The sequence below is a fragment of the Pseudoalteromonas nigrifaciens genome, assembly GCF_002221505.1.
In the GTDB taxonomy this organism is placed as follows: domain Bacteria; phylum Pseudomonadota; class Gammaproteobacteria; order Enterobacterales; family Alteromonadaceae; genus Pseudoalteromonas; species Pseudoalteromonas nigrifaciens.
Map to the genome: position 1 here is coordinate 393,475 of NZ_CP011036.1, position 26,113 is coordinate 419,587.

22 protein-coding genes and 1 pseudogene are annotated in these 26,113 nt (G+C 39.2%); 13 read left to right on the forward strand and 10 right to left on the reverse strand.

Going from position 1 to position 26,113, the window contains the following annotated elements:
• Positions 1–57 precede the first annotated feature (57 nt).
• From dnaG to rsmD, 4 genes are all read right to left on the reverse strand, one after another.
• Positions 58–1,809 (reverse strand): DNA primase, encoded by a 1,752-nt coding sequence (gene dnaG / locus PNIG_RS01850; RefSeq protein WP_011327062.1) that lies wholly within the window; start codon positions 1,807–1,809, stop codon positions 58–60.
• A gap of 225 nt (positions 1,810–2,034) precedes the next feature.
• Positions 2,035–2,481 carry a GatB/YqeY domain-containing protein gene (locus PNIG_RS01855; protein ID WP_041454325.1) on the reverse strand — a complete coding sequence of 149 codons (447 nt, stop codon included), beginning with the start codon at positions 2,479–2,481 and terminating at the stop codon, positions 2,035–2,037.
• Positions 2,482–2,500: 19 nt separating this feature from the next.
• Positions 2,501–2,716 carry a 30S ribosomal protein S21 gene (rpsU, locus tag PNIG_RS01860; protein ID WP_002957797.1) on the reverse strand — a complete coding sequence of 72 codons (216 nt, stop codon included), beginning with the start codon at positions 2,714–2,716 and terminating at the stop codon, positions 2,501–2,503.
• Between the two features lie 145 nt (positions 2,717–2,861).
• Positions 2,862–3,467, reverse strand: coding sequence for a 16S rRNA (guanine(966)-N(2))-methyltransferase RsmD (rsmD, locus tag PNIG_RS01865; RefSeq protein ID WP_011327064.1), 606 nt, complete (start codon positions 3,465–3,467; stop codon positions 2,862–2,864).
• Positions 3,468–3,674: 207 nt separating this feature from the next.
• Here rsmD and ftsY point away from each other — a divergent pair, with 207 nt between their 5' ends.
• From ftsY to PNIG_RS01890, 5 genes and pseudogenes are all read left to right on the forward strand, one after another.
• Positions 3,675–5,840 carry a signal recognition particle-docking protein FtsY gene (gene ftsY, locus PNIG_RS01870; protein ID WP_089367658.1) on the forward strand — a complete coding sequence of 722 codons (2,166 nt, stop codon included), beginning with the start codon at positions 3,675–3,677 and terminating at the stop codon, positions 5,838–5,840.
• Between the two features lie 234 nt (positions 5,841–6,074).
• Positions 6,075–6,752, forward strand: a complete 678-nt coding sequence (gene ftsE, locus PNIG_RS01875) for a cell division ATP-binding protein FtsE (RefSeq protein ID WP_058372450.1) — start codon at positions 6,075–6,077, stop codon at positions 6,750–6,752.
• Complete coding sequence (gene ftsX / locus PNIG_RS01880; RefSeq protein WP_011327067.1) at positions 6,749–7,735, forward strand: permease-like cell division protein FtsX; 987 nt, start codon at positions 6,749–6,751, stop codon at positions 7,733–7,735. Before ftsE ends, ftsX begins: the two co-directional genes overlap by 4 nt.
• Before the next feature lie 224 nt (positions 7,736–7,959).
• A complete protein-coding gene (gene rpoH / locus PNIG_RS01885; RefSeq protein WP_011327068.1) occupies positions 7,960–8,823 on the forward strand; it encodes an RNA polymerase sigma factor RpoH in 864 nt (287 codons plus the stop codon).
• An 84-nt stretch (positions 8,824–8,907) separates the two neighbouring features.
• Positions 8,908–9,375 (forward strand): annotated as a pseudogene (locus PNIG_RS01890) (methyl-accepting chemotaxis protein); the annotation flags it as partial.
• Between the two features lie 175 nt (positions 9,376–9,550).
• On the opposite strand, the gene PNIG_RS01895 reads toward PNIG_RS01890, so the two are convergent.
• Both PNIG_RS01895 and tnpA read right to left on the reverse strand, forming a co-directional pair.
• On the reverse strand, positions 9,551–10,378 hold the full coding sequence (locus PNIG_RS01895; RefSeq protein WP_089367659.1) for a mechanosensitive ion channel family protein: 828 nt from the start codon (positions 10,376–10,378) through the stop codon (positions 9,551–9,553).
• Positions 10,379–10,687: 309 nt separating this feature from the next.
• Positions 10,688–11,101 carry an IS200/IS605 family transposase gene (gene tnpA, locus PNIG_RS01900; protein ID WP_036932744.1) on the reverse strand — a complete coding sequence of 138 codons (414 nt, stop codon included), beginning with the start codon at positions 11,099–11,101 and terminating at the stop codon, positions 10,688–10,690.
• Positions 11,102–11,125: 24 nt separating this feature from the next.
• On the opposite strand from tnpA, the gene PNIG_RS01905 reads away from it, so the two are divergent.
• A complete protein-coding gene (locus PNIG_RS01905; RefSeq protein WP_024605726.1) occupies positions 11,126–12,340 on the forward strand; it encodes an RNA-guided endonuclease InsQ/TnpB family protein in 1,215 nt (404 codons plus the stop codon).
• A gap of 36 nt (positions 12,341–12,376) precedes the next feature.
• Here the strand turns inward: PNIG_RS01905 and PNIG_RS01910 are convergent, their stop codons facing one another.
• Entirely contained in the window at positions 12,377–12,901 is a 525-nt protein-coding gene (locus tag PNIG_RS01910) for a hypothetical protein (RefSeq protein WP_225741007.1), read from the reverse strand.
• Positions 12,902–13,181: 280 nt separating this feature from the next.
• Positions 13,182–14,543, reverse strand: coding sequence for a glutathione-disulfide reductase (gene gorA, locus PNIG_RS01915; protein WP_011327071.1), 1,362 nt, complete (start codon positions 14,541–14,543; stop codon positions 13,182–13,184).
• A 205-nt stretch (positions 14,544–14,748) separates the two neighbouring features.
• On the opposite strand from gorA, the gene prlC reads away from it, so the two are divergent.
• The 7 genes from prlC (at position 14,749) to PNIG_RS01950 (ending at position 23,115) form a co-directional block, all read left to right on the forward strand.
• Entirely contained in the window at positions 14,749–16,800 is a 2,052-nt protein-coding gene (prlC, locus tag PNIG_RS01920; protein WP_089368924.1) for an oligopeptidase A, read from the forward strand.
• Positions 16,801–17,008: 208 nt separating this feature from the next.
• A complete protein-coding gene (locus PNIG_RS01925; protein ID WP_089367660.1) occupies positions 17,009–17,767 on the forward strand; it encodes a class I SAM-dependent methyltransferase in 759 nt (252 codons plus the stop codon).
• Between the two features lie 322 nt (positions 17,768–18,089).
• On the forward strand, positions 18,090–18,638 hold the full coding sequence (locus tag PNIG_RS01930) for a TnsA endonuclease N-terminal domain-containing protein (protein WP_244181052.1): 549 nt from the start codon (positions 18,090–18,092) through the stop codon (positions 18,636–18,638).
• Complete coding sequence (locus PNIG_RS01935) at positions 18,635–19,876, forward strand: DDE-type integrase/transposase/recombinase (protein WP_244181053.1); 1,242 nt, start codon at positions 18,635–18,637, stop codon at positions 19,874–19,876. Before PNIG_RS01930 ends, PNIG_RS01935 begins: the two co-directional genes overlap by 4 nt.
• Positions 19,877–19,897: 21 nt before the next feature.
• A protein-coding gene (locus PNIG_RS01940; RefSeq protein WP_089367662.1) for an IS3 family transposase occupies positions 19,898–21,444 on the forward strand; the annotation gives its coding sequence in 2 pieces (ribosomal slippage) (positions 19,898–20,378 and positions 20,378–21,444; 1,548 coding nt in all).
• Positions 21,445–21,469: 25 nt separating this feature from the next.
• Entirely contained in the window at positions 21,470–22,117 is a 648-nt protein-coding gene (locus PNIG_RS01945) for a Mu transposase C-terminal domain-containing protein (RefSeq protein ID WP_244181054.1), read from the forward strand.
• Entirely contained in the window at positions 22,114–23,115 is a 1,002-nt protein-coding gene (locus tag PNIG_RS01950; RefSeq protein ID WP_089367663.1) for a TniB family NTP-binding protein, read from the forward strand. The genes PNIG_RS01945 and PNIG_RS01950 overlap by 4 nt, the downstream gene beginning before the upstream one ends.
• 140 nt (positions 23,116–23,255) lie before the next feature.
• Here the strand turns inward: PNIG_RS01950 and PNIG_RS01955 are convergent, their stop codons facing one another.
• Both PNIG_RS01955 and PNIG_RS01960 read right to left on the reverse strand, forming a co-directional pair.
• Entirely contained in the window at positions 23,256–24,131 is an 876-nt protein-coding gene (locus PNIG_RS01955) for a hypothetical protein (protein ID WP_089367664.1), read from the reverse strand.
• Between the two features lie 90 nt (positions 24,132–24,221).
• The gene (locus PNIG_RS01960; protein WP_089367665.1) at positions 24,222–25,979 is read right to left on the reverse strand and encodes a hypothetical protein; all 1,758 of its coding nucleotides are present in this window, start codon (positions 25,977–25,979) and stop codon (positions 24,222–24,224) included.
• Between the last annotated feature and the right edge of the window lie 134 nt (positions 25,980–26,113).

Sequence of the window (26,113 nt, forward strand, 5' to 3'; positions counted from 1 at the left end):
AACTAGAATAATGTGACGCAGTGAATAGCGTAGTATAACAGTTTAAATCAAATTTGACTAGCTGTTAGTCGCTTTTAACGCTGTCATTAACAAATGACATTCAAGTCTTTCATCGCTATTTAGACCTTGCGTCTTATCCTTTATTAATAGGGTCTCTAGTCGATAATTTAAACACTGATCTTCAATAAATTTAAAAGTATTTTGAAAAACAGTCTCTAAACGCTCTTCATTTATTTGATGTTGCCACGTTGCCAGCTTAGTTAGCGGGTCATAATCGTCAGTGCCTCTAAAAAATTCGAGCAACTGCGCTGTGGTAACATCTTCTTTTTGCAACGCTTGATGTTGTAACCGTAGTAGCAAACCAATGCCGGCAATATTCATTTGTGCTAAATCGGGCAAATAGGGCACGCTTTTCGCCATTTGCGGGTGTTGAATTAAAATACCGATTGCTTGGCGCATGGGGGTTATTTTAAATTTTCGCTCAATAGAATGCTGTTGCTTGGGGGTTTTTAAGCGATTATTAAGCTGCTCACGAGTACGGCCAATTAATCGCCCGAGCTGCTCAAGAATATTTTCTTGATAAAACTCACTAGGAATTTTTTCAATTAATGGCAATGCGGCACTAAGTAACTTGGCTTTACCCGAATCAAGCGTTAAATCTATTTCAAGGCTGAGCTTATTGAATAACACTTTAGTGAAATCATCGGCTGCATTTAATCTTTGTTCAAACTTATCTTTACCTTCGGCTTGTACTAAGGAATCGGGGTCTTCGCCGTCGGGTAAAAATACAAAGTTTAATGCTTTACCATCATTTAAATAAGGCAGTGCGTTTTCGAGCGCACGCCAAGCTGCATCACGCCCTGCACGGTCACCATCGTAACAACAAATTACTTTATCTGTTGTTCTAAATAGAGTGTGCATATGCTCACTGGTTGTTGCTGTCCCAAGTGCTGCAACGGCATATTCAATACCTTGCTCTGCCAGCGCCACCACATCCATATAACCTTCAACAATCAGTACATGGTCGAGCTTTTTATGTGCTTGTTTAGCTTCATATAAACCATAGAGTTCAAAGCCTTTATGAAAAATACGTGTCTCTGGCGAGTTTAAATATTTAGGGCCTTGATCGGCTTGCATTACGCGCCCACCAAAGGCAACAACGCGGCCACGTTTATCGCGAATAGGGAACATTAAACGATCGCGAAAAAAGTCAAACTGTCTGCCAGGTGTTTTTTCTGAGGCGAGTTTTAGCTCTACCAATTGCTCTTTTTGTTCTTTGTTACGGCCAAGCTGTAGGCACAAACCATCCCATTCACTTGGTGCATAACCTATCATGAACTTTTTAACTATTTCGCCGCTTAAGCCCCGGCCTTTAACATATTCAATAACAGCGGCAGAATTACTATGGTGCTTTAACTGGTGTTGATAAAACCTTGCAGTATGGAGCATTAAATCGTAATCAGAGCGTTTTTGCGCTGCAGTACGCTCAGGTGCAGAACCGCTACCTTGCTCACGGGGAACTTCTAAATTAAGTAAACTTGCAAGCTCTTCAATAGCATCAACAAACTCAAGTTTTTCGTATTCCATAACAAACGAAATAGCATTGCCGTTAACGCCACAGCCAAAGCAGTGATAAAACTGTTTATCTTGGGAAACGGTGAACGAAGGCGATTTTTCGTTATGAAATGGGCAGCAAGCTTGGTAGTCTTTACCGGCTTTTTTAAGACCTACTTTTGAGTCTATCAGGTCGACAATATCGGTTCTGGCAAGCAAGTCATCTATAAAATTACGTGGGATCTTTCCAGCCATTAGTAAAATAACGTCCTGAGATAATTAGAATAACAATGAAAGCGAGATTAAGTTTATAACCCTACAAATAAAATCAAACGATTTTATACGCATATATTAATTGCTATTAAATAGGGCGGGTGCAAATAGCACGTTTGTAGATTTGAACACAAATCGGATACAAAAACAAAGAAACCGAGCTCTAGGCTCGGTTTACTTCAATCATACTTAATGTATGTGGGAGTACTAGGCTGTTAATCGTTGCTTAATTAAACCAGAGATTTTGCCCATATCGGCGCGACCTTCAGCTTTGCTTTTGATTATACCCATTACTTTACCCATGTCTTGCATACCTGCTGCGTTAGTGTCAGCAATAGCCGCATCAATGAGAGCAATTATTTCTTCTTCACTCAATTTTTGAGGTAAGAAAGTTTCAAGTGCTACTATTTCATTGGCTTCAATATCAGCTAAATCATCACGCCCAGCATCTTTGTACTGAGTGTAAGAGTCACGACGTTGTTTAACAAGCTTCACTATAACGGAGGTAATACCTGCGTCGTCTAATGTTATTTGCTCGTCTTTTTCACGTTTCATGACTTCAGCAAGTACCATGCGAATAGGGTTAAGACGTAATTTGTCTTTGGCTCTCATCGCATCTTTTTGCGCATCTTTTAGCGTTATTAAAAGGCTCATTTATACAAGACCTAATATATTAGTATAATTTAACGCGACGTGCGTTATCACGAGAAAGTTTTTTCATGTGACGTTTTACTGCAGCAGCTTTTTTACGCTTACGCTCAGCTGTTGGTTTTTCATAGTGCTCGCGACGACGAACTTCTGAAAGGATTCCTGCTTTTTCACATGAACGCTTGAAGCGACGAAGTGCTACGTCAAACGGTTCGTTCTCTCTTACTTTAATTACTGGCATTAAAAATTCACCTACCTAAATTATGAGCGTTGCTCAAGTTGATCAAACATTGATCAAGTGGTTCAAAAATGGTGCGGTATTGTAATCCGAAGCAACACCACATGTAAAGGATAATATTAACAGAAAGCTGGCATCTAAAACAGTGTTAATTTACTTGGCGTTGATACAAACGACAAAAAACTTGCCCAGCCTTTTTTTCTTTAATTAACAACCAGTTGATTGGTGCAGTAAAGGTGCTTAACTCGCTTTCTACCTCAATGTAAATTAAAGCGTCACTGCTTAGCCATTGATTGTTTTCTAGTAAATCAGCGCTCGATTGTGCCAAGTTTTTACGAAATGGCGGGTCAACAAAAACTAGATTAAATGGCTCATTACTATTAATTTGCTCTAAAAATGCCAGTGTATTGGTATGTTTTACGTGTGCGTTTTGCAGCTTTAAAGTGCTAATGTTTAGCTCAATTTGCTTTGCTGCGGCAGCGTCAAGTTCAACAAAAGTAGCGCTTTTAGCAAATCGCGACAGTGCCTCAAAACCTAAACCGCCAGAACCAGCAAAACAGTCGAGCACATTTGCCTCTCGGGTATCTTGCATTAACCAATTAAACACTGTTTCTTTTATACGATCGGTTGTTGGGCGCAGCCCTTGTACGTCTTTAACGGGCAGCTTTCGGCCTCTAAATTGGCCACTGATCACTCTAATAAAGCCATCGCTGGATTTGCTAGTTACTTTATTTTGTGTTGTTTTTTTTCTCATTTAGCTCACTAAAAATTGGTATCTGCTATCTAGCTCAGATAATATTGCAATCATATCATAGCGTATTATTTTTCAACTGCATTAAAAGTGGTAGTATAAGCATCCTAGACAATAGATTGTGCCTTTAAACAGTTTAAAATAGCAGTTAACGCACATACTATTATTATCGTTAGTTTATCAGATTTTTATAAGTGGTTATTAGCAAGTATGGCAAAAAAAAGTAAATTACTGTCTTGGTTAGGTTTTGGTAAGTCAGATAAAAAACAACAAGCGGAACAAAGTGCCCAAGAGGCCGATAACCAACAGCAAGCGCGCTTAGCAGCAGAAAAAGCTAAAGCAGAGCATTTAGAGCAACAGCGACTGGTCGCTGAAAAAGCGGAGCAAGAGGCTGCAGAAAAAATAGCAGCGGAGCAAGTCCAAAAAGAGCAAGCCGAAAAGCTAGCGATTGAAAAAGCCAATGCTGAGTTACTCGCAAAACAGCAAGCCGATGCTCATGCATTAAAGCTAGAGCAACAGCAGCGTTTAGCAGAGCAAGAAGCGCAGATGCGCCTTGAGCAAGAAAAAGCAGCAGCAGAACAAGCAGAGGCTGAGCGTTTAGAGCAAGCACGTATTGTAGCAGAGCAAGCAGAAGCTGAGAATTTAGAGCAGCAAAAGCTTGCAGCCGAGCAAGCACAGAGAGAGCAAGCCGAAAAGCTAGCGATTGAAAAAGCCAATGCTGAGTTACTCGCAAAACAGCAAGCCGATGCTCATGCATTACAGCTAGAGCAACAGCAGCGTTTAGCAGAGCAAGCTGAAACTGAGTATTTAGAGCAGCAAAAACTTGCAGCCGAGCAAGCACAGAGAGAGCAAGCTGAAAAGCTAGCGATTGAAAAAGCCAATGCTGAGTTACTCGCAAAACAGCAAGCCGATGCTCATGCATTACAGTTAGAGCAACAGCAGCGTTTAGCAGAGCAAGAAGCGCAGATGCGCCTTGATCAAGAAAAAGCAGCAGCGGAAAAGGCTGAAGCTGAACGCTTAGAGCAAGTACGTATTGCAGCAGAGCAAGCAGAAGCTGAGCGATTAGAACAGCAACGTATTGCAGCAGAGCAAGCAGAAGCTGAGCGTTTAGAACAAGCACGAATTGCAGCAGAGCAAGCAGAAGCTGAGCGATTAGAACAACAGCGTATTGCAGCTGAACAAGCAGAAGCTGAGCGTTTAGAGCAAGCACGAATTGCAGCAGAGCAAGCAGAAGCTGAGCGTTTAGAGCAAGCACGAATTGCAGCAGAGCAAGCAGAAGCTGAACGTTTAGAGCAAGTACGTATTGCAGCAGAGCAAGCAGAAGCTGAGCGTTTAGAACAAGCGCGTGTTGCAGCTGAACAAGCAGAGGCTGAGCGCTTAGAGCAGCAGCGTATTGCAGATGAACTTGCAAGCGAAGCAACTCAAAAAGTAGAGAAACCTAAAAAAGAAGGTTTTTTCTCTCGCCTTAAAAAAGGTTTATTAAAAACTCGCGTTAATATTGGTTCTGGTTTTGCTTCCATATTTAGCGGTAAAAAAATAGACGATGATTTATTTGAAGAGCTAGAAACGCAATTACTCACCGCCGATTTAGGCGTTGATACCACAATGAAGTTAATAGACCGCCTAACTGATGCGGCAAACCGTAAGCAATTAAAAGACGGTGACGCACTTTATGAGCTAATGAAACAAGAAATGGCCGTAATGCTTAAAACTGCAGAGCAGCCGTTGGTTATTCCAGCCGATAAAAAACCATTTGTTATATTAATGGTAGGTGTTAACGGTGTAGGTAAAACGACGACCATTGGTAAATTGGCTAAGCAATTTCAAAGCGAAGGCAAGTCGGTCATGCTTGCTGCGGGTGATACATTTAGAGCCGCAGCGGTTGAGCAACTACAAGTATGGGGCGAACGTAATAGTATTCCTGTTATTGCACAGCATACTGGTGCTGACAGTGCGTCTGTTATTTTTGATGCTTTTCAAGCGGCAAAAGCGCGTAACGTTGACGTATTAATCGCAGATACAGCAGGGCGCTTGCAAAATAAAGACAATTTAATGCAAGAGCTTGAAAAAATAGCGCGAGTAATGAAAAAAATTGATCCTGATGCGCCGCACGAAGTAATGTTAACTATTGATGCAGGCACAGGGCAAAATGCGATTAGCCAGGTAAACTTGTTTAATCAATGCGTTGGTTTAACCGGTATTACTCTTTCAAAACTAGATGGCACGGCAAAAGGCGGTGTTATTTTTGCGGTAGCAGATAAGTTTAACATTCCAATTCGCTATATTGGTGTGGGTGAAAGTATTGATGATTTACGTGCCTTTAAAAGCGATGACTTTATTGATGCGCTATTTAGCCAAGATGAAGACGACGCTTAAAGCTTAGCAAGCTATTAGTACAAGCGTTGAAAAGTGATCAGCGCGACGTTCATAAAGTGAAAGCTTCACCCAAATGGTCATGTTTGTACTTTGATTTTCCGGTTCTGTAGGTGTGGTTTATAACACACCTTTAAAAGGTGGAACTTTTATTTACCAAAAGAGGGAGCTTGCTCCCTTTTTAATTGCGAGGAATACCAGCTTTATTGATGTTTAATAGTGTTGGCATAATAAAAAATGATAAATTTTCAGCAAGTAAGTAAAACCTATCCAGGCGGGCATCGCGCTCTTGAAAAAGTTAATTTTCATATTAAACCTGGTGAACTCGCGTTTTTAACCGGCCACAGTGGCGCGGGTAAAAGTACGCTGTTAAAGCTAATTAGCTTAATGGAACGCCCTTCTGCTGGAAGTGTGTTTATTAACGGTATCGATTTAAACAAAGTAAACTCACGGCAAATTCCTTATGCCCGTCGCGACATCGGCATTATATTTCAAAACCACCGCTTATTAGAGCGCTACACTATATTTGATAACGTAGCACTGCCCTTGATCATTGAAGGCACACACCATAAGCAAATTGCAAAGCGTGTGCATGGCGCGCTTGATAAGGTTGGCTTGATTGATAAAATTAAATGCCACCCATCTATGCTCTCTGGTGGCGAGCAGCAGCGTGTGGGTATTGCCCGCGCAATTGTTAACTCCCCGCCAATATTATTAGCAGATGAACCTACGGGTAACCTAGATCCTGAGCTTTCAATGGAAATATTACGTCTTTTTGAAGAGTTTAATAACCATGGGACAACCGTACTTATTGCTACCCACGATCTAGGATTAGTGGCCCGGATGAAGTATCGCAGCTTAACCCTAAAAGATGGTCGTATGATTCAAGATCCGTTAGCCGAGGGCGCATTATGAGTTTACTTTTTAAAAGTCGTCAAAATAGTAACGATAAACAAAAAAAATCAGTATTTGCTGGCGGTTATTTTTTTATTATTAATATTTTTCGCCAAGGCGTACATAGCTTAGGTGAAATGTGGCGTACACCTCTAGCGTCGTTAATGACTATTGCAGTACTGGGTTTGAGCTTAACCTTGCCAGCTAGCTTATACTTAGTGGTTAAAAATGTGCAACAGGTAAGCAGTGGCTTTGAAGAGGCCAGCGAAATTTCTTTGTTCGTAAAAGAAAGCATGAACGAGCAAGAAACCCAAACCTTAGTAAAGCGCTTAGCACTCTACCCAGAAGTGGAAAGCGTGACCTTTATTTCTAAGCAGCAAGCTCTACAAGAGTTTAAGCAAGTATCTGGATTTGGTCAGGCGTTAAGCTATTTAAATAGCAATCCGTTACCCGATGTTGTGCTCGTTATACCAACATCGCGACACAGACAACCTAATGCCGCAAAAGTACTTTTAACTAAGCTTGAAAGTGAGCGAGAAGTTGATTTTGGCAAGCTCGACATAGCTTGGCTTGAGCGCCTAAATGCATTGCTAAGCCTATTAAAAGAAAGTGTTATTACCATTGCGCTGCTATTGCTTACCTCGGTAACGCTAATAATAGGTAACACTATTCGTTTGTCTATTATGGATAAAAAAGAAGAAATACAAGTAATGAAGCTGGTAGGCGCTACTAATACTTTTATTCACGCCCCCTTTTTATGGACCGGAATATGGTATGGCGTTATAGGCGGGTTATTTGCATTTATATGTGTGGCGCTAATGATGTGGTGGCTATCAACTGCGGTTAGCAGTGTGGCAAGCGTTTACCAAACTAGTTTTTCTTTAATTGGTTTAACCTTAAAAGAATTTGGCTCGCTGGTACTGCTTGCTACTAGCTTAGGGTTTATTGGTTCGTACTTATCGGTTAATCGTTATATAAAAGAAATTGAGCCAGATAAAGTCTGACATAAAATGGTCACATTTTTATATTATTCTTTTTAAAGCAGTTTTTATAAAAGTGCTTTAAAGCTATAGCAGGCTTAATTCATCACTTATTCAGTCGCTTAGCGTAGACTTAAAAAATACAAAAAACCACTTGATTTATACTTAAGAAAAGTTTTAAATTGGGGTTAGCACTCTTAGGCAAAGAGTGCTAAGATAGTTTCAAATGTTTATCACCGAGGTGAAAAATGAGTAAAGATTTATACGCAATGGCACTTACAGTTGGACAGCAAAGCGCAAGCATGGACGGTTACCTTCAAGCGGTAAGCACTATTCCTATGCTTAAAGTAGAGCAAGAACAAGAGCTGGCAACACGTCTTCAGGAAGAAGGTGATCTTAGTGCTGCAAAGCAACTCATTATGTCGCACTTACGCTTTGTAGCGCATATTGCAAAAGGCTACTCGGGTTATGGCTTGCCACAAGCAGATTTAATCCAAGAAGGTAATATTGGCCTGATGAAAGCGGTAAAGCGTTTCAACCCAGAAGTGGGTGTGCGTTTAGTATCGTTTGCAGTGCATTGGATTAAAGCAGAAATTCATGAGTTTGTACTTAAAAACTGGCGCATCGTAAAAGTTGCTACCACTAAAGCACAGCGTAAATTGTTTTTTAACCTTCGTAAAAATAAAAAACGTTTAGGTTGGTTTAACCAAGCAGAAGTTAGCACAGTAGCTAGCGAGCTAGGTGTGAGTGAAAAAGAAGTACGTGAAATGGAATCGCGCATGAGCGGCCAAGACATGGGCTTTGACCTTACAGGTGATGACGACGACAGCGCACCAAGCAGCACCTATTCACCAGTACAGTATTTAACTGATGGCACTGCTGACTTAGCTGACGATATTGAGCAGCAACAATGGCAAGAACAATCACATACTCGTTTGTTTAGCGCTCTTAAAACGCTAGATGAACGCTCGCAAGACATTGTAAGCGCACGTTGGTTAACCGACGATAAAGCAACGCTACAAGAACTTGCTGAAAAATACAGTGTATCGGCTGAGCGTGTTCGCCAGTTAGAAAAAACAGCGATGAAAAAGCTACAAGCTGCAATGGTGTAAACCTAACCATTTAGCTAACAAAAAAAAGCCCCGCATATAAAATGCGGGGTTTTTTTGTTTGTTTCACGATATTTACTTAAAATTTTATTAGCACTCAATGCGGCTATTGAAGCTGCTCGTGCCGGTGAGCACGGTCGCGGCTTTGCCGTTGTTGCCGATGAAGTACGCGTTCTATCTCGCCGCACTCAAGAGTCTACTGCTGAAATTTATACTACTATCGAAACTTTACAAAACACGACTAAGCAGGCTGTTAGTTTAATGGATAGTAGTAAAAGGTTAGCTAATAATAGTGTTGATGACGTTAATGCTGCAGCGAAAGCCCTCGAAGAAATTACTCAAGCGGTTAATATAATTTCTGATATGGCAGGACAAATAGCCATAGCAGCCGAAGAACAAACACAAGTAACAAATGAAATAACGCAAAATACGGTTGCTATAAAAGATGTTACTGATGAGATCACTGAGTCGGCTTTGACCCATTTAAGCCAAGCAAAAGTACTTAAAGATCGCGCTGCTGATTTGAGTGATAAGGTGGCTACTTTTATTTTATAAGCGTGAATAATTACTCTACTGCAGCCTTATTAGTAGGCAGTAGAGTGATAGTCATATTTCTTCTCTTTCGCCTAAGTGAGCTACCCAGCGACATAGCTTCGCTCTGAACTCTGGGTTTTCCTCGATAAAAAGTCACTTTAATAAGTTCGACTTCTATTAATTTAGTAGTAGACCTTTAACCCTTAATATTATTTTTAGTTGCTTCGCTATACCACAGCTCCATAAAGCATTCAGTTAACTTATGTTCTATTTCAAGTGCTTTATCGGTTGGGCAAAATAGGGTGAAGCTTGCTCTAAATTCTCCTAACTCAGTAGTACCAAAGTGAATTTCGGGTTCTGGGCCTGAAATTTTTGCATCTAATTTTCTTTCGATAATAGAGTTATACCGGCTCGCCACTTCTTCAAACTCTTCGCAGTAATGCTTGGCTTTATTGCGAAGAGTTTCGTAAATAGGGTACGGATTAAAGCTGTCTTTACGCACAATATTAAAATGATGAGTAGCAAAGCGTTTAACAAAGTTTAAGTTTTTTATTGGGCTGGTAATTAATTTGTTATTAGGAATAAATATTGTTTTTCTAGAGAATTGATAAGTTCGCATATCAATTTCATGTAAGGTGGTTTTAATCCAGTTGGTCTCTGCTACTTCGCCATAATATTCACCAACTTGTACCCAGTCGCCAATTCTAAATGGGCGGGTTGTTACTAAGTAAAAAAAGCCAATTACACATTGAATAAACTCTCTAGTGGCAAGCACAATAGCAACGGCAAAAGCGGCTATAGACAGTGCAAAGTTTTGAATCTCAGTCGACCATATAAACAGCAGTAACAAAACCATAGTAAAGTTAATAAAGTGCTTAATATTGTGTGCAATGTAGCGAGTATCTTTTTCTTTTTTTTCTGCTCTATATCGCGCCAACTTATCAACAAGTACTTTTAAACTAAATGCGATAGTGAGCACCACCACTGAGATAAGAACTGGGTGTAGTAGTATATCTTTGATCATAAATTCCAAAATACGAGTAATTGCAAACAAGCTTAGTATATTGATTTATGAAACCAATTAGCAAACTTAACCTCAAAAAAATTAAGTTGGGTTAGTCAGTTACTCCATTGCCAACATGGTGATGCTGTTTATTAAGCTGTTTACGACACAAAAGTACAAGCTCAATAGCTGAAATTAAAATTAAAGTATAACCAAGTGTTTCTATCCCTTCTTCTACCCAATAGCGCCAAGTGCTCCATCTAAATCTAATGAGCCAAAGCGAGTTAATTTAGGTGGTGGTGAAAGGCGCACCACCACGAAGTGGTGGCTTTAATCAAATCCTTCCTGCTGAGCTAAATATTGCTTCACGATTTCAAGTGGTGCACCTCCGCAACTAACCAGACAATAACTTCTGCTGTAAAAAACTGGCTTCCAGTAAAACTCACCCAAGTGTTCGGAAAACTCCTTTCGCACAAGTCTTGATGTAGCAGTTTTTAAACTGTTCACCATTTTACTTGGTTGCATCTTGGGATTAGCAGAAATTAAAAGGTGAAGGTGATCTGGCTCACCATTGCACTCCAAAAGCTCACAATCCCAAGATTTTAACAACCTTTTGTACTGAGATTCTAAGTACGCGGCAACCTCTGGCGTGATACAGCGATGACGATATTTAGTTACAAGAACTAAATGATAGTGAATATTATAAACGCTGTGATACAGCGTATTTAGGGCTTGTTTTTTCATAATAACTAAATATAATTAGTTGTTATGAAAAAAGCAATCCGTAAAGTTACATATAAAATGAAATCATCAGTTTCTCAAGAAGAATCGCTGATGGATTTGTTTGTCCACCATCACCAGTTGTACAACTGGGCTTTACGTGATCGCATCGAAACATATCGTGATTCTAATTACAGTCTTAACTTTCACGAACAGTGCAAAATCAACACTCTGTGGCGTAATAATCGTAAAGCGCATGGCATTTTCAATGCTAATGCTCAGAGTGAGCAAGTCACATTAAAACGTGTTGCACTGGCTTTTGACGGTTTTTTTAGACGGCTCAAAAAAGGTGATAAGAAAGCTGGATTCCCACGTTTTAAACCATTTCAACGCTTTAAAGGTTGGGGCTACAAGGCTCATGGTGATGGTTGGAAGCTCAACCTGAAAGAAAAAAAGCATGGTGCTGTTTATTTGGCTGATGTTGGTATCGTTAAGATCCGAGGTAAAGCTAGAAACACAGGAGGCAAGCCGAAAACTGCCGAAATCATCCGAAAGAATGGTGAGTGGTTCATTTCAGTTTCAATGGAGTATGACACCATTGAGAGAAACTGTGGCACTAAAGCTGTTGGCTTGGATTGGGGTGTTTCTCATTACTTTTCGACTATCGATCAGGATGGTAATTTTGAGCAAGTCGAAAACCCCCGTTACCTCAGAAACAGCAAAGAGCGATTAACCTCTTTACAACGTGACCTCGCGTTAGCGAAAAAAGGCACTCGCACCCAGCGAAAATTAAAGCATCAAATTGCCAAACTCCACCAGAAAATCGCCCGTCAAAGACTCGATTTTACTCATAAAGAAACTGCAAAATTAGTTGAAGTGGCGGCATTGATCGCCACCGAAAAACTCACCGTTAAGAACATGACTCGTAGTGCCAAAGGTACTGTCGAGAAAAACGGAAAAATGGTGAAACAAAAGGCTGGTCTGAATCGGGAAATTCTGAACACCGCGCCAGCCATGACTCTTAATTTACTGCGATACAAAGCGGAAGAAGCTAGTAGCGAATTTGTTGAAGTACCAACAAAGCAAGTTAAGCCAAGTCAAACCTGCCCAGACTGCGGAGCTAAGAAGAAGAAATCCTTAGCAGACCGCTGGCACTCATGCGAATGTGGTTGTGAGAAGCCCCGCGATGTAGCCAGTGCGCAAGTTAACTTAAACTGGGCGTTAGGTATTCAGGCTGGGAACCAGCCTAAAAAGGTAGCTTAGGCTTTCTTTTTGAAACTCCTTCAAAACGCGCAGCGTTTAGTGGGAGTTGTTCATAATGTTTTTAACTATACGCACGTAGCTCTCACCCATTATAGAGTGCCAAAATTCACCTCTGCCCATAATGCGAGAAAAAGCTAACAACGTAACCAAGCCAGATAAGCAAATGCCATAACTTGGTGTTTGAGTATAGGCTTGGATGGAGCTAAAAATAGTCCCTCTTTTTCTTATTAGGTAAACAAATATACAAGCAAGTATTGAATAAACGATAGTTTGCCAGGCGCCATCAAAAACATACATATCAAGGTATGTATCAAATTCTCTTACAAACATCATTGCTGTTAGAGCTGCAAGTAATACCGAAGCTACCTTAAGTTTCGAGCTAATACGCGAGGCATAAAAAAACAAAATAGCACTTAAAAAAGTTAAAATATCTTGCATGTGCTCAGTGAGTGTTTCTTCACTATAAAGTGCATTTTGCTGTAATTCAAAGCCTTCAAGCTGAATTAATGAGGCAACACCAGCTAAGCATAATAAGTAAATAAAAGATCGTAGTAAAAACATGAAAAAATCCACATAGGAGACCATGCGCGAGATTTTAATTACAAAAAGGACAGAAAGCCAAAATATTATGGAAACTTTTTATCGAATCCTTCCGAGAAAACCCATTGATCGACGCGAAGCGGCGTCGGTGGGATGAATCGGAATAACTAGCCCTGTTCTTGATGTTTTTCTTGTAATGGTTTGGTTGGTTTGTTGTGTGTTGCAAGTGTAAATATATTGAGCATAAAAAAAGCCCTTACTAAATAAATAGTAAAGGCCTTTTGCAGTTTAAAGTCGATACTTAGCGCATCGTTACAAACTCTTCTGAGCCAGTCGGGTGTATAGCAACCACAGCATCAAAGTCAGCTTTAGTTGCGCCCATTTTCATGGCGACAGCAAAACCTTGAATCATTTCGTCTACAGCAAAACCTATACCATGCAAGCCGACCACTTTTTCATCTGGACCTGCGCACACTAGCTTCATTTTACAAGGCTGGCGATGTTGCGTAACCGCGGTATACATAGCGGCAAAAGCTGATTGGTATACTTTTACGTTTTCTGCACCGTATTGCGATATAGCTTCTTGCTCTGTTAAGCCAATAGTACCAATGGGTGGGTGACTAAATACTACTGTAGGAACTAAGCTGTAATCCATTTTTAAATCATCTGGCAGTTCTTTATTAAATAAGCGCTCAGATAAAGTACGCCCAGCTTTAACTGCTACTGGGGTAAGCTCAATGCCGTTTTCGATAATGTCGCCCACAGCGTATACGTTTTTAGCTGTGGTATTTTGGTACTCGTCTACTTTAACAAAACCTTTGCTGTTAACTTCTACGCCTGCTGCAGCAATATTAATTGCATTTGTGGTTGGCTCGCGGCCAATAGCCCAAATTACTTGGTCTACGTTATGGCTTTTACCATTATCTAAATGCAAGGTTACTGAGCCGTCGTCTTCTTTAACCAATTTATGTGGTACAGATTCGGTATGCAGCGTAGGGCCTTCTTTTGCCATTACTTCAACTAGCGTATCGATTATATATGGGTCAAAGTTACGCAGTGGTGCGTGTTTACGCACAAATAAATGCGTGTCAGTGCCCAAGCTATGTAGTACGCCTGCAAGCTCTACAGCAATGTAACCTGCGCCAATAACAGCAACGCGTTTAGGTTGCTCTTTAAGCTCAAAAAAGCCATTAGAGTCAATGCCGTGCTCAGCACCTTCAATGTTTGGAATGCTTGGACGACCGCCAACAGCAATTAAAATATGATCAGCAGTATAATGCTCACCATCTACTTCAACTGTTTTATTATCTACAAATTTAGCAAAACCTTTAATTACGGTAACGCCGTTGTTTGCAAGGCCATTATCGTAACCTTTATGGATTCGGCCAATGTAGGCTTCGCGGCTTTCTACTAATTTGCCCCAATCAAAACCTTTTACTTCAACATTAAATCCGTAATCAGGCGCATATAAATTAATTGCTTCAGCAACTTGAGCACCATGCCACATTACTTTTTTAGGTACACATCCTACGTTTACACATGTGCCACCCATATGCTTTGCTTCAATAAGTGCTACTTTAGCGCCACGCATTGCCGCACGGTTTGCTGACGCAATACCGCCGCTACCACCGCCAATTGCAATATAATCAAAATGCTGAGCCATGTTTAATCCTCAAAGTTTATTTAACTGTATTGTGCCGATGATAGCATATGCTCAAGGCAAATTACTTAATCAGCATAGGTAAAATTACCATACACCCTGTATAAACGAAAAAGATCTTATTGCGATCATCATAAGCTTAAATGCTCTTGTATTTAGTCACTTTGCCCCAACTTTAATGCTTATAATGCACAAATTTGAGATAAATATGACCAATGCAAACACTAACCCATTAATTGGGCTTGAAGGCTTACCGCCATTTTCAAAAATAAAGCCAGAGCACGTAGTGCCAGCACTAAAGCACGGGATTGAGCAGTGCCGCCAAGCCATTGAAGATGTGCTTGCTAAAAAATCATACACTTGGAACGATTTAGTACTGCCACTAGAAGAAGCCGATGATAAATTATCACGGATGTTTTCGCCGGTATCGCATTTAAACTCAGTAATGAATAACGACGAACTACGTGAGCAATACGAGCAATGTTTACCACTTATTTCTGAGTACTCAACTTTTGTAGGGCAGCATCAAGGTTTGTTTGCAGCTTACAACGCGTTATATAACAGTGATGAATTTAAAACCCTCACTACCGCTCAGCAAAAGTCGATTACTAATGCATTACGCGATTTTAAATTATCGGGTATTGCACTAGAGCCCGCGCAGCAAAAACGTTATGGCGAAATTAGCGCGCGTTTATCAGAGCTGGCCTCTAAATTTGGCAACAATGTTATGGATGCCACATTGGCTTGGCATAAACACATTACCGATGAAAGTGAACTGGCTGGTTTACCAGAGTCGGCGTTGGCTTTAGCTGCCGATACCGCAAAAAGTAAAGAATTAGACGGCTGGGTATTTACGCTCGATTTTCCATCGTACTTACCTATTATGACCTACGCCGATAATCGCGAACTACGCGAAGAAACATACACAGCGTTTTCTACACGTGCGTCTGATCAAGGCCCTAATGCGGGTGAATTTGATAACTCAGCAATTATGAGCGAAGAGCTAGCGCTACGTCATGAACTAGCACAGCTGCTTGGCTTTAATAGCTACGCTGAAAAGTCACTTGCCACTAAAATGGCTGAGACGCCTGCACAAGTATTCTCATTTTTAGAAGACCTAGCGGCTAAATCAAAACCACAAGCAGAGCAAGAACTTGCAGAGCTACAAGCCTACGCAGAGCAAAAACACGGTATTACCGAACTAGCAGCGTGGGATTTTGGTTATTACGGCGAAAAGCTTAAGCAAGACAAATACGCCATTTCAGACGAAGTACTCCGCCCGTATTTTCCAGCTAATAAAGTATTAAGTGGTTTGTTTGAAACAGTTAACCGTTTATTTGGCATTAGCGTAAAAGAAGTCAGTGATTTTGACAGCTACCACAAAGATGTACGCTTTTTTGAAATATACGACAGCAGTAATACGTTACGTGGCCGTTTTTATCTCGACTTATATGCTCGCGATCATAAACGAGGTGGCGCATGGATGGACGACTGTATGGGGCGCAAAGTACGCGCTAGCGGCGAATTGCAAACACCAGTGGCGTATTTAGTTTGTAACTTTAACAAAGCAATAGGCGATAAGCCGGCCTTGTTTACTCATAACGAAGTAACTACTTTATTCCATGAGTTTGGCCATGGTATTCATCATATGCTAACTCAGGTAGATGCAGCTCCTGTTGCAGGCATTAACGGCGTTGCATGGGATGCGGTAGAGCTACCAAGTCAGTTTTTAGAAAACTGGTGCTACGAAGAGCAAGCACTTAGCTTTATTTCAGGGCATTACGAAACCGGCGAGCCACTACCAAAAGAGCTACTAGATAAGTTACTAGCGGCTAAAAACTATAACTCGGGCATGCAAATGCTGCGTCAGTTAGAGTTTTCGTTATTCGACTTTAAAATACATAACGACTACATAGCCGGTGAGCCATGTAATATTCAAGCTGTGCTTAACGACGTACGTAGCCGCACCTCGGTGATTAAAGCGCCAGAATTTAACCGCTTTCAGCATGGCTTTAGCCATATTTTTGCCGGTGGTTATAGCGCAGGTTATTACTCGTATAAATGGGCAGAAGTACTCTCTGCCGATGCTTATTCTAAATTTGAAGAAGAGGGCATTTTTAACCCAGAAACAGGGCGAGCATTTATGCAGCACATCCTAGAAAAAGGCGGCAGCGAAGAGCCAATGGAATTATTTAAAAACTTCCGTGGCCGCGAGCCAAATGTTGACGCACTTCTTCGCCACAGCGGTATTGCTGCCTAAAGTATAAAGTTAACTCTATACACTTTGAGTTACTCACCAATATATAGCGGTCAGTTTTCATTATGAAACTGACCGCTTTATTTTTTACAGCATTTGAACTTTAATTACTCTCAAATTCAAGACTATTGTTTTCCTTTCATTGCTAATTTAATGCTTTAAACTAAGGCGCTTGATATACTAAAAAAGTATTTTATCGTCGGAGTGTAGAGTGGTTATTAAGTGTGCCTTTAAAGAATGCCGTCCTTATTTAAATGAGTTAGAAACACGTTTTGGCTTAGCCCATTGGGCAGATCAAAGCAGTGGTTTTAGCCTGCATTACGACGATACAGGCCTGAGCTTATATAAAACCGATGAGCCTAAACTAGGCGCAATAAGCGTTGACTTTGTTACGGGCGCTGCAGCGCACAGACGAAAGTTTGGCGGCGGTAAAGGCCAAGCAATTGCCAAAGCAGTAGGCTTAAATAAAGGGGCTACTCCGGTAGTTCTCGACGCTACAGCAGGGCTAGGACGTGATGGTTTTGTATTAGCGTCGCTTGGTTGTAAAGTTATATTGCACGAACGCCACCCCGTAGTTGCAGCACTTTTATACGATGGTCTGCAGCGCGCATACAACGACATTGAAATTGGTCCGTGGATGCAGCAAAACATGAGCCTCATATTTGGCTCAAGCCATACCTTACTTGCTCAATGCGAAAGCATGCCAGATGTAGTTTACTTAGATCCTATGTTTCCGCATCGCGAAAAATCAGCCTTAGTTAAAAAAGAAATGCGCGTATTTCAAGACTTAGTAGGCGCCGACACCGACGCCGACGATTTACTCGAATTTGCCTACCCACTTGCCAGTAAGCGCGTGGTAGTAAAGCGCCCCGACTATGCCCCGTTTTTAAACGATAAAACTCCTAGCATGCAAATTAAAACGAAAAAAAACCGCTTCGATGTATACGTAAAAGCTGCGATGAACAAGTGAGTTTTATTCTAATTCATTGTTAAGTATGTACTTTTGTCGCTGAAACCATAGTTTGACATAATACAACCATATAGTGACATAATTAAACCATACTTTGACATAAAACCCCTTATTAAAAATGATGGTAATAATTAATCTTGTTAAAATCAATGTATTGCATTTTTATTAAACCATAGTGTGACATAATTATTTTTTGTTTGTATAGTATGTGTACAATAGTAAAAAAATAGTTATTTCAGTCATGTATATACGCAACTTAAGAAAGCCATCTCCAAATAAAAATGTATTCAAATTTGCGAGCACTAAAGTCAGTAATGTAATTATGTGTGAAAGTACATTAGAGTTTGATGCATGTTTTCATCATGAATATAACGATGAAATTGAAAGTTATGGCAGTCAGCCTGAAGGCTTTAAATATGAGTTTATGGGTAAAAGCTTACCTTACACACCTGATGCACTGATTTCGTATACGAATAAAACCCAAAAATACCACGAATATAAACCTTACTCTAAAATTACTTCCCCACTATTTAGAGCAAAATTTGCTGCGAGACGAGATGCATCATTAAAATTGGGAATTGATCTTGTTTTAGTGACTGATAGGCAGATTAGGGTAAATCCAATATTAAGTAACTTAAAACTATTACACCGTTATTCCGGTGTTTATGGTGTTAATGGCATTCAAAACGAGCTCCTCAGCTTTATTCATAAATCCGGAGCAATCAAGCTAAATGATATAAGCTCTCAGATTGGGATACCAATTGGTGAAACACGATCTTTTTTATTTGGGCTCATGCATAAAGGGTTGGTTAAGGCTGATCTAGGGTGTGATGATTTAACTAATAATCCAACATTATGGGCTACACCATGACTGATTTTTTTAATGAATTTGATGAATCACTAGCGCCATTAAAGCCACAAACGCCCACACAATACGTCAAATTAGATGATGCCAACTTAATCAAGCGTGATCTGGATACCTTTAATGACGCTTTAAAAAGCCAAGCGTTACAAAGATATAAGCTAATAAGCTCTATAGATAAAAAACTTTCACGTGGGTGGACCCAGCAAAATTTAGATCCTATTTTAGACGATCTTTTTAAAGAGAATACTCAAGATCGGCCAAATTGGCGGACTGTTGCTCGTTGGCGTAAAAAGTATATTGACAGCAACGGGAATATTGCCTCTCTTGCTGATAAAAACCATAAAATGGGAAACAGAACCAAGCGTATAAAAGGGGATGATAAGTTTTTTGATAAAGCGCTAGAGCGTTTTTTAGATGCTAAAAGACCGACTATAGCAACAGCATACCAGTATTATAAAGACCTAATTATTATTGAAAATGAGAATATTGTTGAAGGCAAAATTCCAATCATATCTTACACCGCTTTTAATAAAAGAATTAAAGCAATACCCCCATACGCGGTGGCTGTAGCAAGGCATGGTAAGTTTAAAGCAGATCAATGGTTCGCTTACTGTTCGGCACACGTGCCACCGACAAGAATTCTAGAGCGTGTAGAGATTGATCATACACCACTTGATTTGATCCTGCTTGATGATGAGTTACTTATTCCCATTGGAAGACCTTACCTAACATTACTTATTGATGTATTTAGTGGTTGTGTCCTTGGTTTTCATCTTAGTTATAAATCTCCTTCGTACGTATCTGCTGCTAAGGCTATTACTCATGCTATTAAACCAAAGAAACTTGATGCTATGAGTATACAATTACAAAATGATTGGCCTTGCTTTGGTAAATTTGAAAACTTAGTTGTAGATAATGGTGCTGAGTTTTGGTCTAAAAACTTAGAGCATGCTTGTCAGTCAGCAGGAATAAATATTCAATATAACCCTGTACGCAAACCTTGGCTAAAGCCCGTTGTAGAGCGTTTTTTTAAAGTCATAAATCAGTATTTAATATCAGAATTTCCAGGGAAAACATTCTCAAATATTCTAGAAAAAGAAGAATATAACCCTGAAAAAGATGCAATTATACGTTTTTCAACGTTTGTAGAAGAGTTCCAGCACTGGATTGTAGATGTATACCATCAAGATAGTGACTCTCGTGAAACGCATATCCCCCTGTGTCAGGATAGTTGTCGCCTCTAACTTTTAATAGAGGCAGATATAATGAGACGTCAATTTACACAAGAATTTAAAGTTCAAGCGGTTGAAAAAGCATTATCTCAATGTGATGATGTTCGCTTAGAAGATATTGCAGATGATTTAGGTGTCGGTTATTCAACGTTACAGCGTTGGATAGCACTCGCAAAAAAACATCAACTTGAAACACACCAGACGGGTAGCCAAATGACAGCAGAAAAACGACCACAAGACTGGAGTTTAGAAGAAAGACTCAGCGCGATCATTGACTGTGGTCATTTAGATGAAACAGCCATTAATGAATACTGTCGTAATAAAGGGCTTTACCCGCATCATATTAAGCAGTGGAAGCAAGATTTTGCCCAAGGACCTACAACGAAACTAGCTAAATCAGACAGTAAACAGCTTAAGCAAGAGATAAAACAGCTGCAAAAAGAACTGAATCGTAAAGATAAGGCCTTAGCTGAAACAGCCGCTCTGCTTGTACTCAAAAAAAAAGCGGATGCACTTTGGGGTTTCAACGAGGACGATTAACAACAGCGACTGAGCGACATGAATTAATAACGCTTATCACAAACGCACAGGCTTCAGGGGCAAGGAAAGAAAAGGCATGTGAGTTACTTGGACTGACACTAAGAACCGTTCAGCGGTGGATTGAAGCAGACGATATGACTGACAAACGGACGAGTACGAAAAAACAGCCGCCAAACCGTCTCACAGAGTTAGAGCGGCAGCGCATTATTAATACGGTTAATTCAGCCGAATATGGGCATTTACCGGCCAGTAAAATAGTCCCTAAGCTGCTTGATAAGGGCATATGGATAGCGTCTGAAAGTTCGTTTTATCGTGTCATGAAGGCACATAACTTATTAACGCATAGAGAAAAAGTAAAGCCGGCTAAGCCGATGAAAAAGCCAAGAGCATTGAAGGCTGTGCGTGCAAATGAAGTATACACTTGGGATATCACCTATTTACCAACGAGCGTAAAAGGGCAGTTTTTATACTTATATTTAGTGATGGACATTTTTAGTCGAAAGGTTGTTGGCTGGCAGGTTTACGACACACAGTTAAGTGAATTAGCCGCAGATTTAATGAAGGATATTTGCAGTCGGGAGCAAATAAAGCGCGAGCAAGTCACGTTGCACTCAGATAATGGTAGCCCAATGAAAGGCGCGACATTACTGGCAACATTACAGGAGTTAGGGATTGTGCCATCATTTAGTCGACCGTCAGTAAGTAATGACAATCCATACTCTGAGTCGTTATTTAAAACGTTAAAGTATCGCCCAGAATACCCAGAAAAGGCATTTGAAGATATAAGCGCAGCAAGAGAATGGGTAAGTGGGTTCGTTGATTGGTACAATAATGAGCACCTTCACAGTGGTATAAAATTTGTGACGCCAAACCAGCGTCATTCAGGTTTAGATAAAGAAATATTAGCTAAGCGTCAGCAGGTAAACGACGCAGCTAAATTGAATAACCCAAGTCGTTGGTCAGGAAAGTCACGAGACTGGTCAATGATAAATGAAGTAAATTTAAACCCTGAGAAAAAAGAAGAAATGCGGGCGGCATAAAATTTAACTTGAGGCGACAACTAACTTGAAAAACTCCGATATCCCAATCAAGAAGTGGCAACAAGGATATGATGTCTATCCTCCTTTAACTATGAATGAAGAAGATGAAGCGCGTTTTACTATGTTAATGCGCATTTCAGACTCAAGAACGTTAGCTAGAAATGGTATAAAGTTTGAAGAGCTAATGTATGACTCGACTGCTTTAGCTGATTACCGTAAACATTATCCGCAAACAAAAGAAACTGTAAAGAAACTGATTAAAGTCGACCCAGATGACATCTCAAAAATTTATGTTTACTTAGAAGAGCTTGAAAGCTACCTAGAAGTACCGTGTACAGATCCTACCGGTTATACGGATGGGTTAAGTATTTATGCGCATAAAATGATAAAAAAAATTAACAGAGAAATTATAAGAGAATCTAAAGACGTCTTAGGGCTATCTAAAGCTCGCATGGCTATTCATGAGCGAGTAAAACAAGAGCAAGAGTTTTTTATCGCATCAAAAACTAAAAGCAAGATCACAGCTGTTAAAAAGCAGGCTCAAATAGCCGATGTAAGTAATACAGGTAAAGGGACTATTAAAATCTCTGAAGAAAAAACAGCCCCGGTGCAAAAAAATATAGTTAACGATACATTTGATGATTGGGATGATGACTTAGAGGCATTTGAATGAATGTCTTAACAGAAATACAGATAGAACAGTTGTACAACTTTAGCGATTGCATCGTTATGCACCCGCAAATTAAAACAATTTTTAATGACTTTGATGAATTGAGATTAAACCGTAAATTCCAAACAGACCAACAGTGTATGCTATTAATTGGTGATACAGGAGTTGGAAAAAGCCATACCATTAATCACTATAAAAAAAGAGTTCTAGCTACACAGAATTATAGCCGAAACACTATGCCAGTTTTAATAAGCCGTATATCTAGGGGAAAAGGCTTAGATGCTACTTTAATCCAAATGCTAGCAGATCTGGAGCTATTTGGAAGTAGTCAAATTAAAAAGCGAGGCTACAAAACCGACCTTACTAAAAAGCTTGTAGAAAGCTTAATTAAAGCTCAAGTTGAGTTACTCATCATTAACGAGTTTCAGGAGTTAATAGAGTTCAAAAGCGTACAAGAACGGCAACAAATCGCAAATGGGCTAAAGTTTATTAGTGAAGAAGCCAAAGTGCCAATAGTACTGGTTGGTATGCCTTGGGCTGCAAAAATAGCTGAAGAACCTCAATGGGCTTCTCGCTTAGTTAGAAAAAGAAAACTCGAATACTTTAGCTTAAAGAACGACAGCAAGTACTTTCGCCAATATTTAATGGGTCTAGCGAAGAAAATGCCATTTGATGCGCCGCCTAAGCTTGAAAGTAGGCATACCGCTACGGCGCTTTTTGCAGCTTGTAGAGGTGAAAATAGAGCACTTAAACATCTACTGTTGGAGGCTTTAAAATTAGCATTGAGTTGCGATGAGTATCTTGAAAACAAACATTTGATTACTGCTTATAAAAAGTTTGATTTTTTTAATGATAAGGAAAAACTAAAATTAAAAAATCCTTTTAAACAAGATATTAAAGATATTGAAATTTATGAGGTGATCAAAAACTCATCTTATAACCCAAATGCATTAGACCCAGAAGATATGCTTACAGGTCGAAAATTCGCAATAGAAAAGTAAGCTATACTAGCCAGGCTTGATTAAGGCATTCAAATGTTGGAATCCGTTTTTCTAAATGGGGCTAAAAGATTTACAGAGTGTTCAGTTGTATTATTAGTTGTATTAGTTCAGTGGAGCCCAAGTGATTTAATATTTTATCATTAACTTGAATACTTTTTTCTATTTCTGTTTTTTAAAATTGCCGTAGCAGTCCCATTTTCTAATGAAGTTTTTTTTGAAGCCATCTTCATTATTTTATCGACTTGACTATCAGGAATTTCACTTGCTATTTCGTAACAGGACGTACAATTGTATTTAAGATAACTTTCAACATGATTTGGTACCTTAGAGTCTGGGCTATTGAAGTTCTCTTCTTTATTTAACTCTAACCCTTGCCAATTATTACTCTTAAAGTTCAATAGCTCACAAACAATTAAAATATACGGTAACTTTATATATAAAGTAGATGCCTGATTATTTTCATCATCAACACGTAAATTTATTGCTATGGAGCGTTCAAAGTAAACATAATCTTCAATATCAATCACACCTGATTGATAGCTATGCTTATTTAGGGGCACAAAAAATGTTTTAAAAGGAAGGCTTTCTTTATGCTTAAATGCTTTTTTTATTGCATTAGCACATTTATTGAACTCCTCTATTTCACTCTCGTAATATTCCTTATTTGTTTCTTTGGTATTAGCCATAATATATGTAGCTCTCCATAATAAAGAGAGAATGAACATATTAAATTTTTGCCAATTGATTTCTTCATGGGAAATGAAACCGTCATTTTTAGTTAGCGGCATGAATACAAAGTTAGCAAAATATGACTCATAAGCTGAAAAGTCGTTTTCACATGATGAGCATAAAAGACGCGTTTTATATCCATCTTGAGCTGGCTGATTAACGTTTCTCCCGTCTCGCATTCTTCCTGTTGTTGCAGTTTTTTTCATCCAATTGTATACAAACTTTGGGATGATATGAGATATCTGCAAACTACTTTTATCTTCTAAACAGAACTTACATTTTTCCATATTAACGTCTCGTAATTTGTCATGAATAATAATTAGAGTCTTACTCTATTTGGGTTTGAATTTAGTCGAATTTTCAAAGTAAGTTAGTAATTAACGTTTCGTATCTCTATTCCATTTGAACGTTTTCCAGTTGCCTTCCTCGAGCCACGCGATACCTTCAGAACGTCTACCACAAAAATGTGAATTACTACCATTTGGAAATGCACTTCGTTCTGAAATCATTAACCAAACAGGTTCAATGTTAAATTTATTAGAGTAAGAACTTAAGATATCCTGGTTAATTAAAACTGCAGTTCTGTCATCGGTATTATCCATTGATTGGAAAACAACATTATTATCTTTATCTACCCATTTGCTTATGTCACTTTTTGAGATTGAAAGATTAAGTTCTTCCGCGAGCCACTTTTGTGGCATGTGGATAGTAAAACCTTCAGGAAGTGATTTATCTAAATGGCTCTCCCAAAGATACCTTGTTGCAGGTATTGCAAATTCAATACTTTTATCATTGTGAAATAAGTTTTCAGAAAATTTACCAGACTCCCAAGTGGAGCGCCAAAATGCTTCTAATAAATAAGGACCATCGGTAAACTCAACTGGTCGAAATGAATGGCCATCAATTTTATTTTGTGATTTGAGTGAATTTATAAAATTCATTTTTTCATTTTTTTCTACAAATACACAATAAAGAAACCTGAACTCCTCAAAACGGAGTCCATGCTCGCCAACATTAGGTTCTTTGTACCTTTGCTTATCTGAATTATATTCATACAAAGTAAACCAAGAGTTTCCACTTTCATCAACTTTAAGAAAGTTTTGCTCAAAAAATAATGTAGGGTTTTCTTTAAATGGCCATGCTTTTAAGTCTTTTTCAGCTACATTAGGAAGTTCTATGTTTGGTGCCGTCATCCAACTATTAGTGTTTTGTGTTTTTACTTGTTCTTTTAAAGGTAAAATAGTCGGCTCATAATCGCGGCGAAAGTTCTGATGGCTGTATTTGTATATACAGGGTTTTTCTGGCCAGCCTTGAAGTTCCCAATAGTTATCAGCTAATCGAGCTTGAAGCTCATCCAAGGCAATACGTTGATATTTTTTACCTATCCTCTCAAGATCATTTTCATGCCGATTATGACTAGTACCATATCCGTCATTGTTAAATAACTTAGAGTTCCAACCAAGCTCATAAGCTCTTTTTGTTATCCATAGGCGACATTGTTGAACATCAAGTTTCTCAAATTCATCATTTCTTTGCTCGTTTAAATACTCATTATGAAGTTTTGATATTTCAAATTCATTTAGCAAAGTTTCTAAGTGCTTTAACTTTTCATTTTTTTCAGTTTCTAACCGTTTTTCTTCTTCACTCTCTTCATGGAATGCTGAGAATGGTAACAAATTGATCAAGAGGTTTACTTTTTCAAATTCATTCAAAGCAGTGACTCTTTCACCGAACGGCTTGATTATATTCTCAATAAATAATTTTTTTCGTTCTTCAAATGAAATAGGTGCAGGTGAATCAAGCTGGCTCGTTAAAAAAACATCTACCTTGCCTGGGATCGAGTATTTACCAAAATCTCCCCATTCACTCGAAGCTGAATGAAAAATATCCTTACCACCGCAAACTTCAGCTAACCTTTCAACTTCTTCGATTTTTAAATTAAAAGTTGGAAGCTCAGATTTAAATGGGGGGAAGCAGTTTTCTATGGATAAGCTGTTACAGAATGCATTATTGACTTTAGCTACTTCAATTATTCCTAACGCATAGTCTCTAGTTAATAAGGCTTTCGAAGGCGAAACATTAGCAAAAAACTTTATGCATATTCCGGAGCATCGTGAACAGTGATTCCGGCCCATCGTGAACACCCGTTCTGGTTTTAGCGTGAACGCTCATTCCGGTTTTATCGTGAACACTTTTGACTGATTTTCCGGAATCGGTGTTCACACCAAACCAGTACAATTTCAACGCATTGATTATTAATTACTTTGTT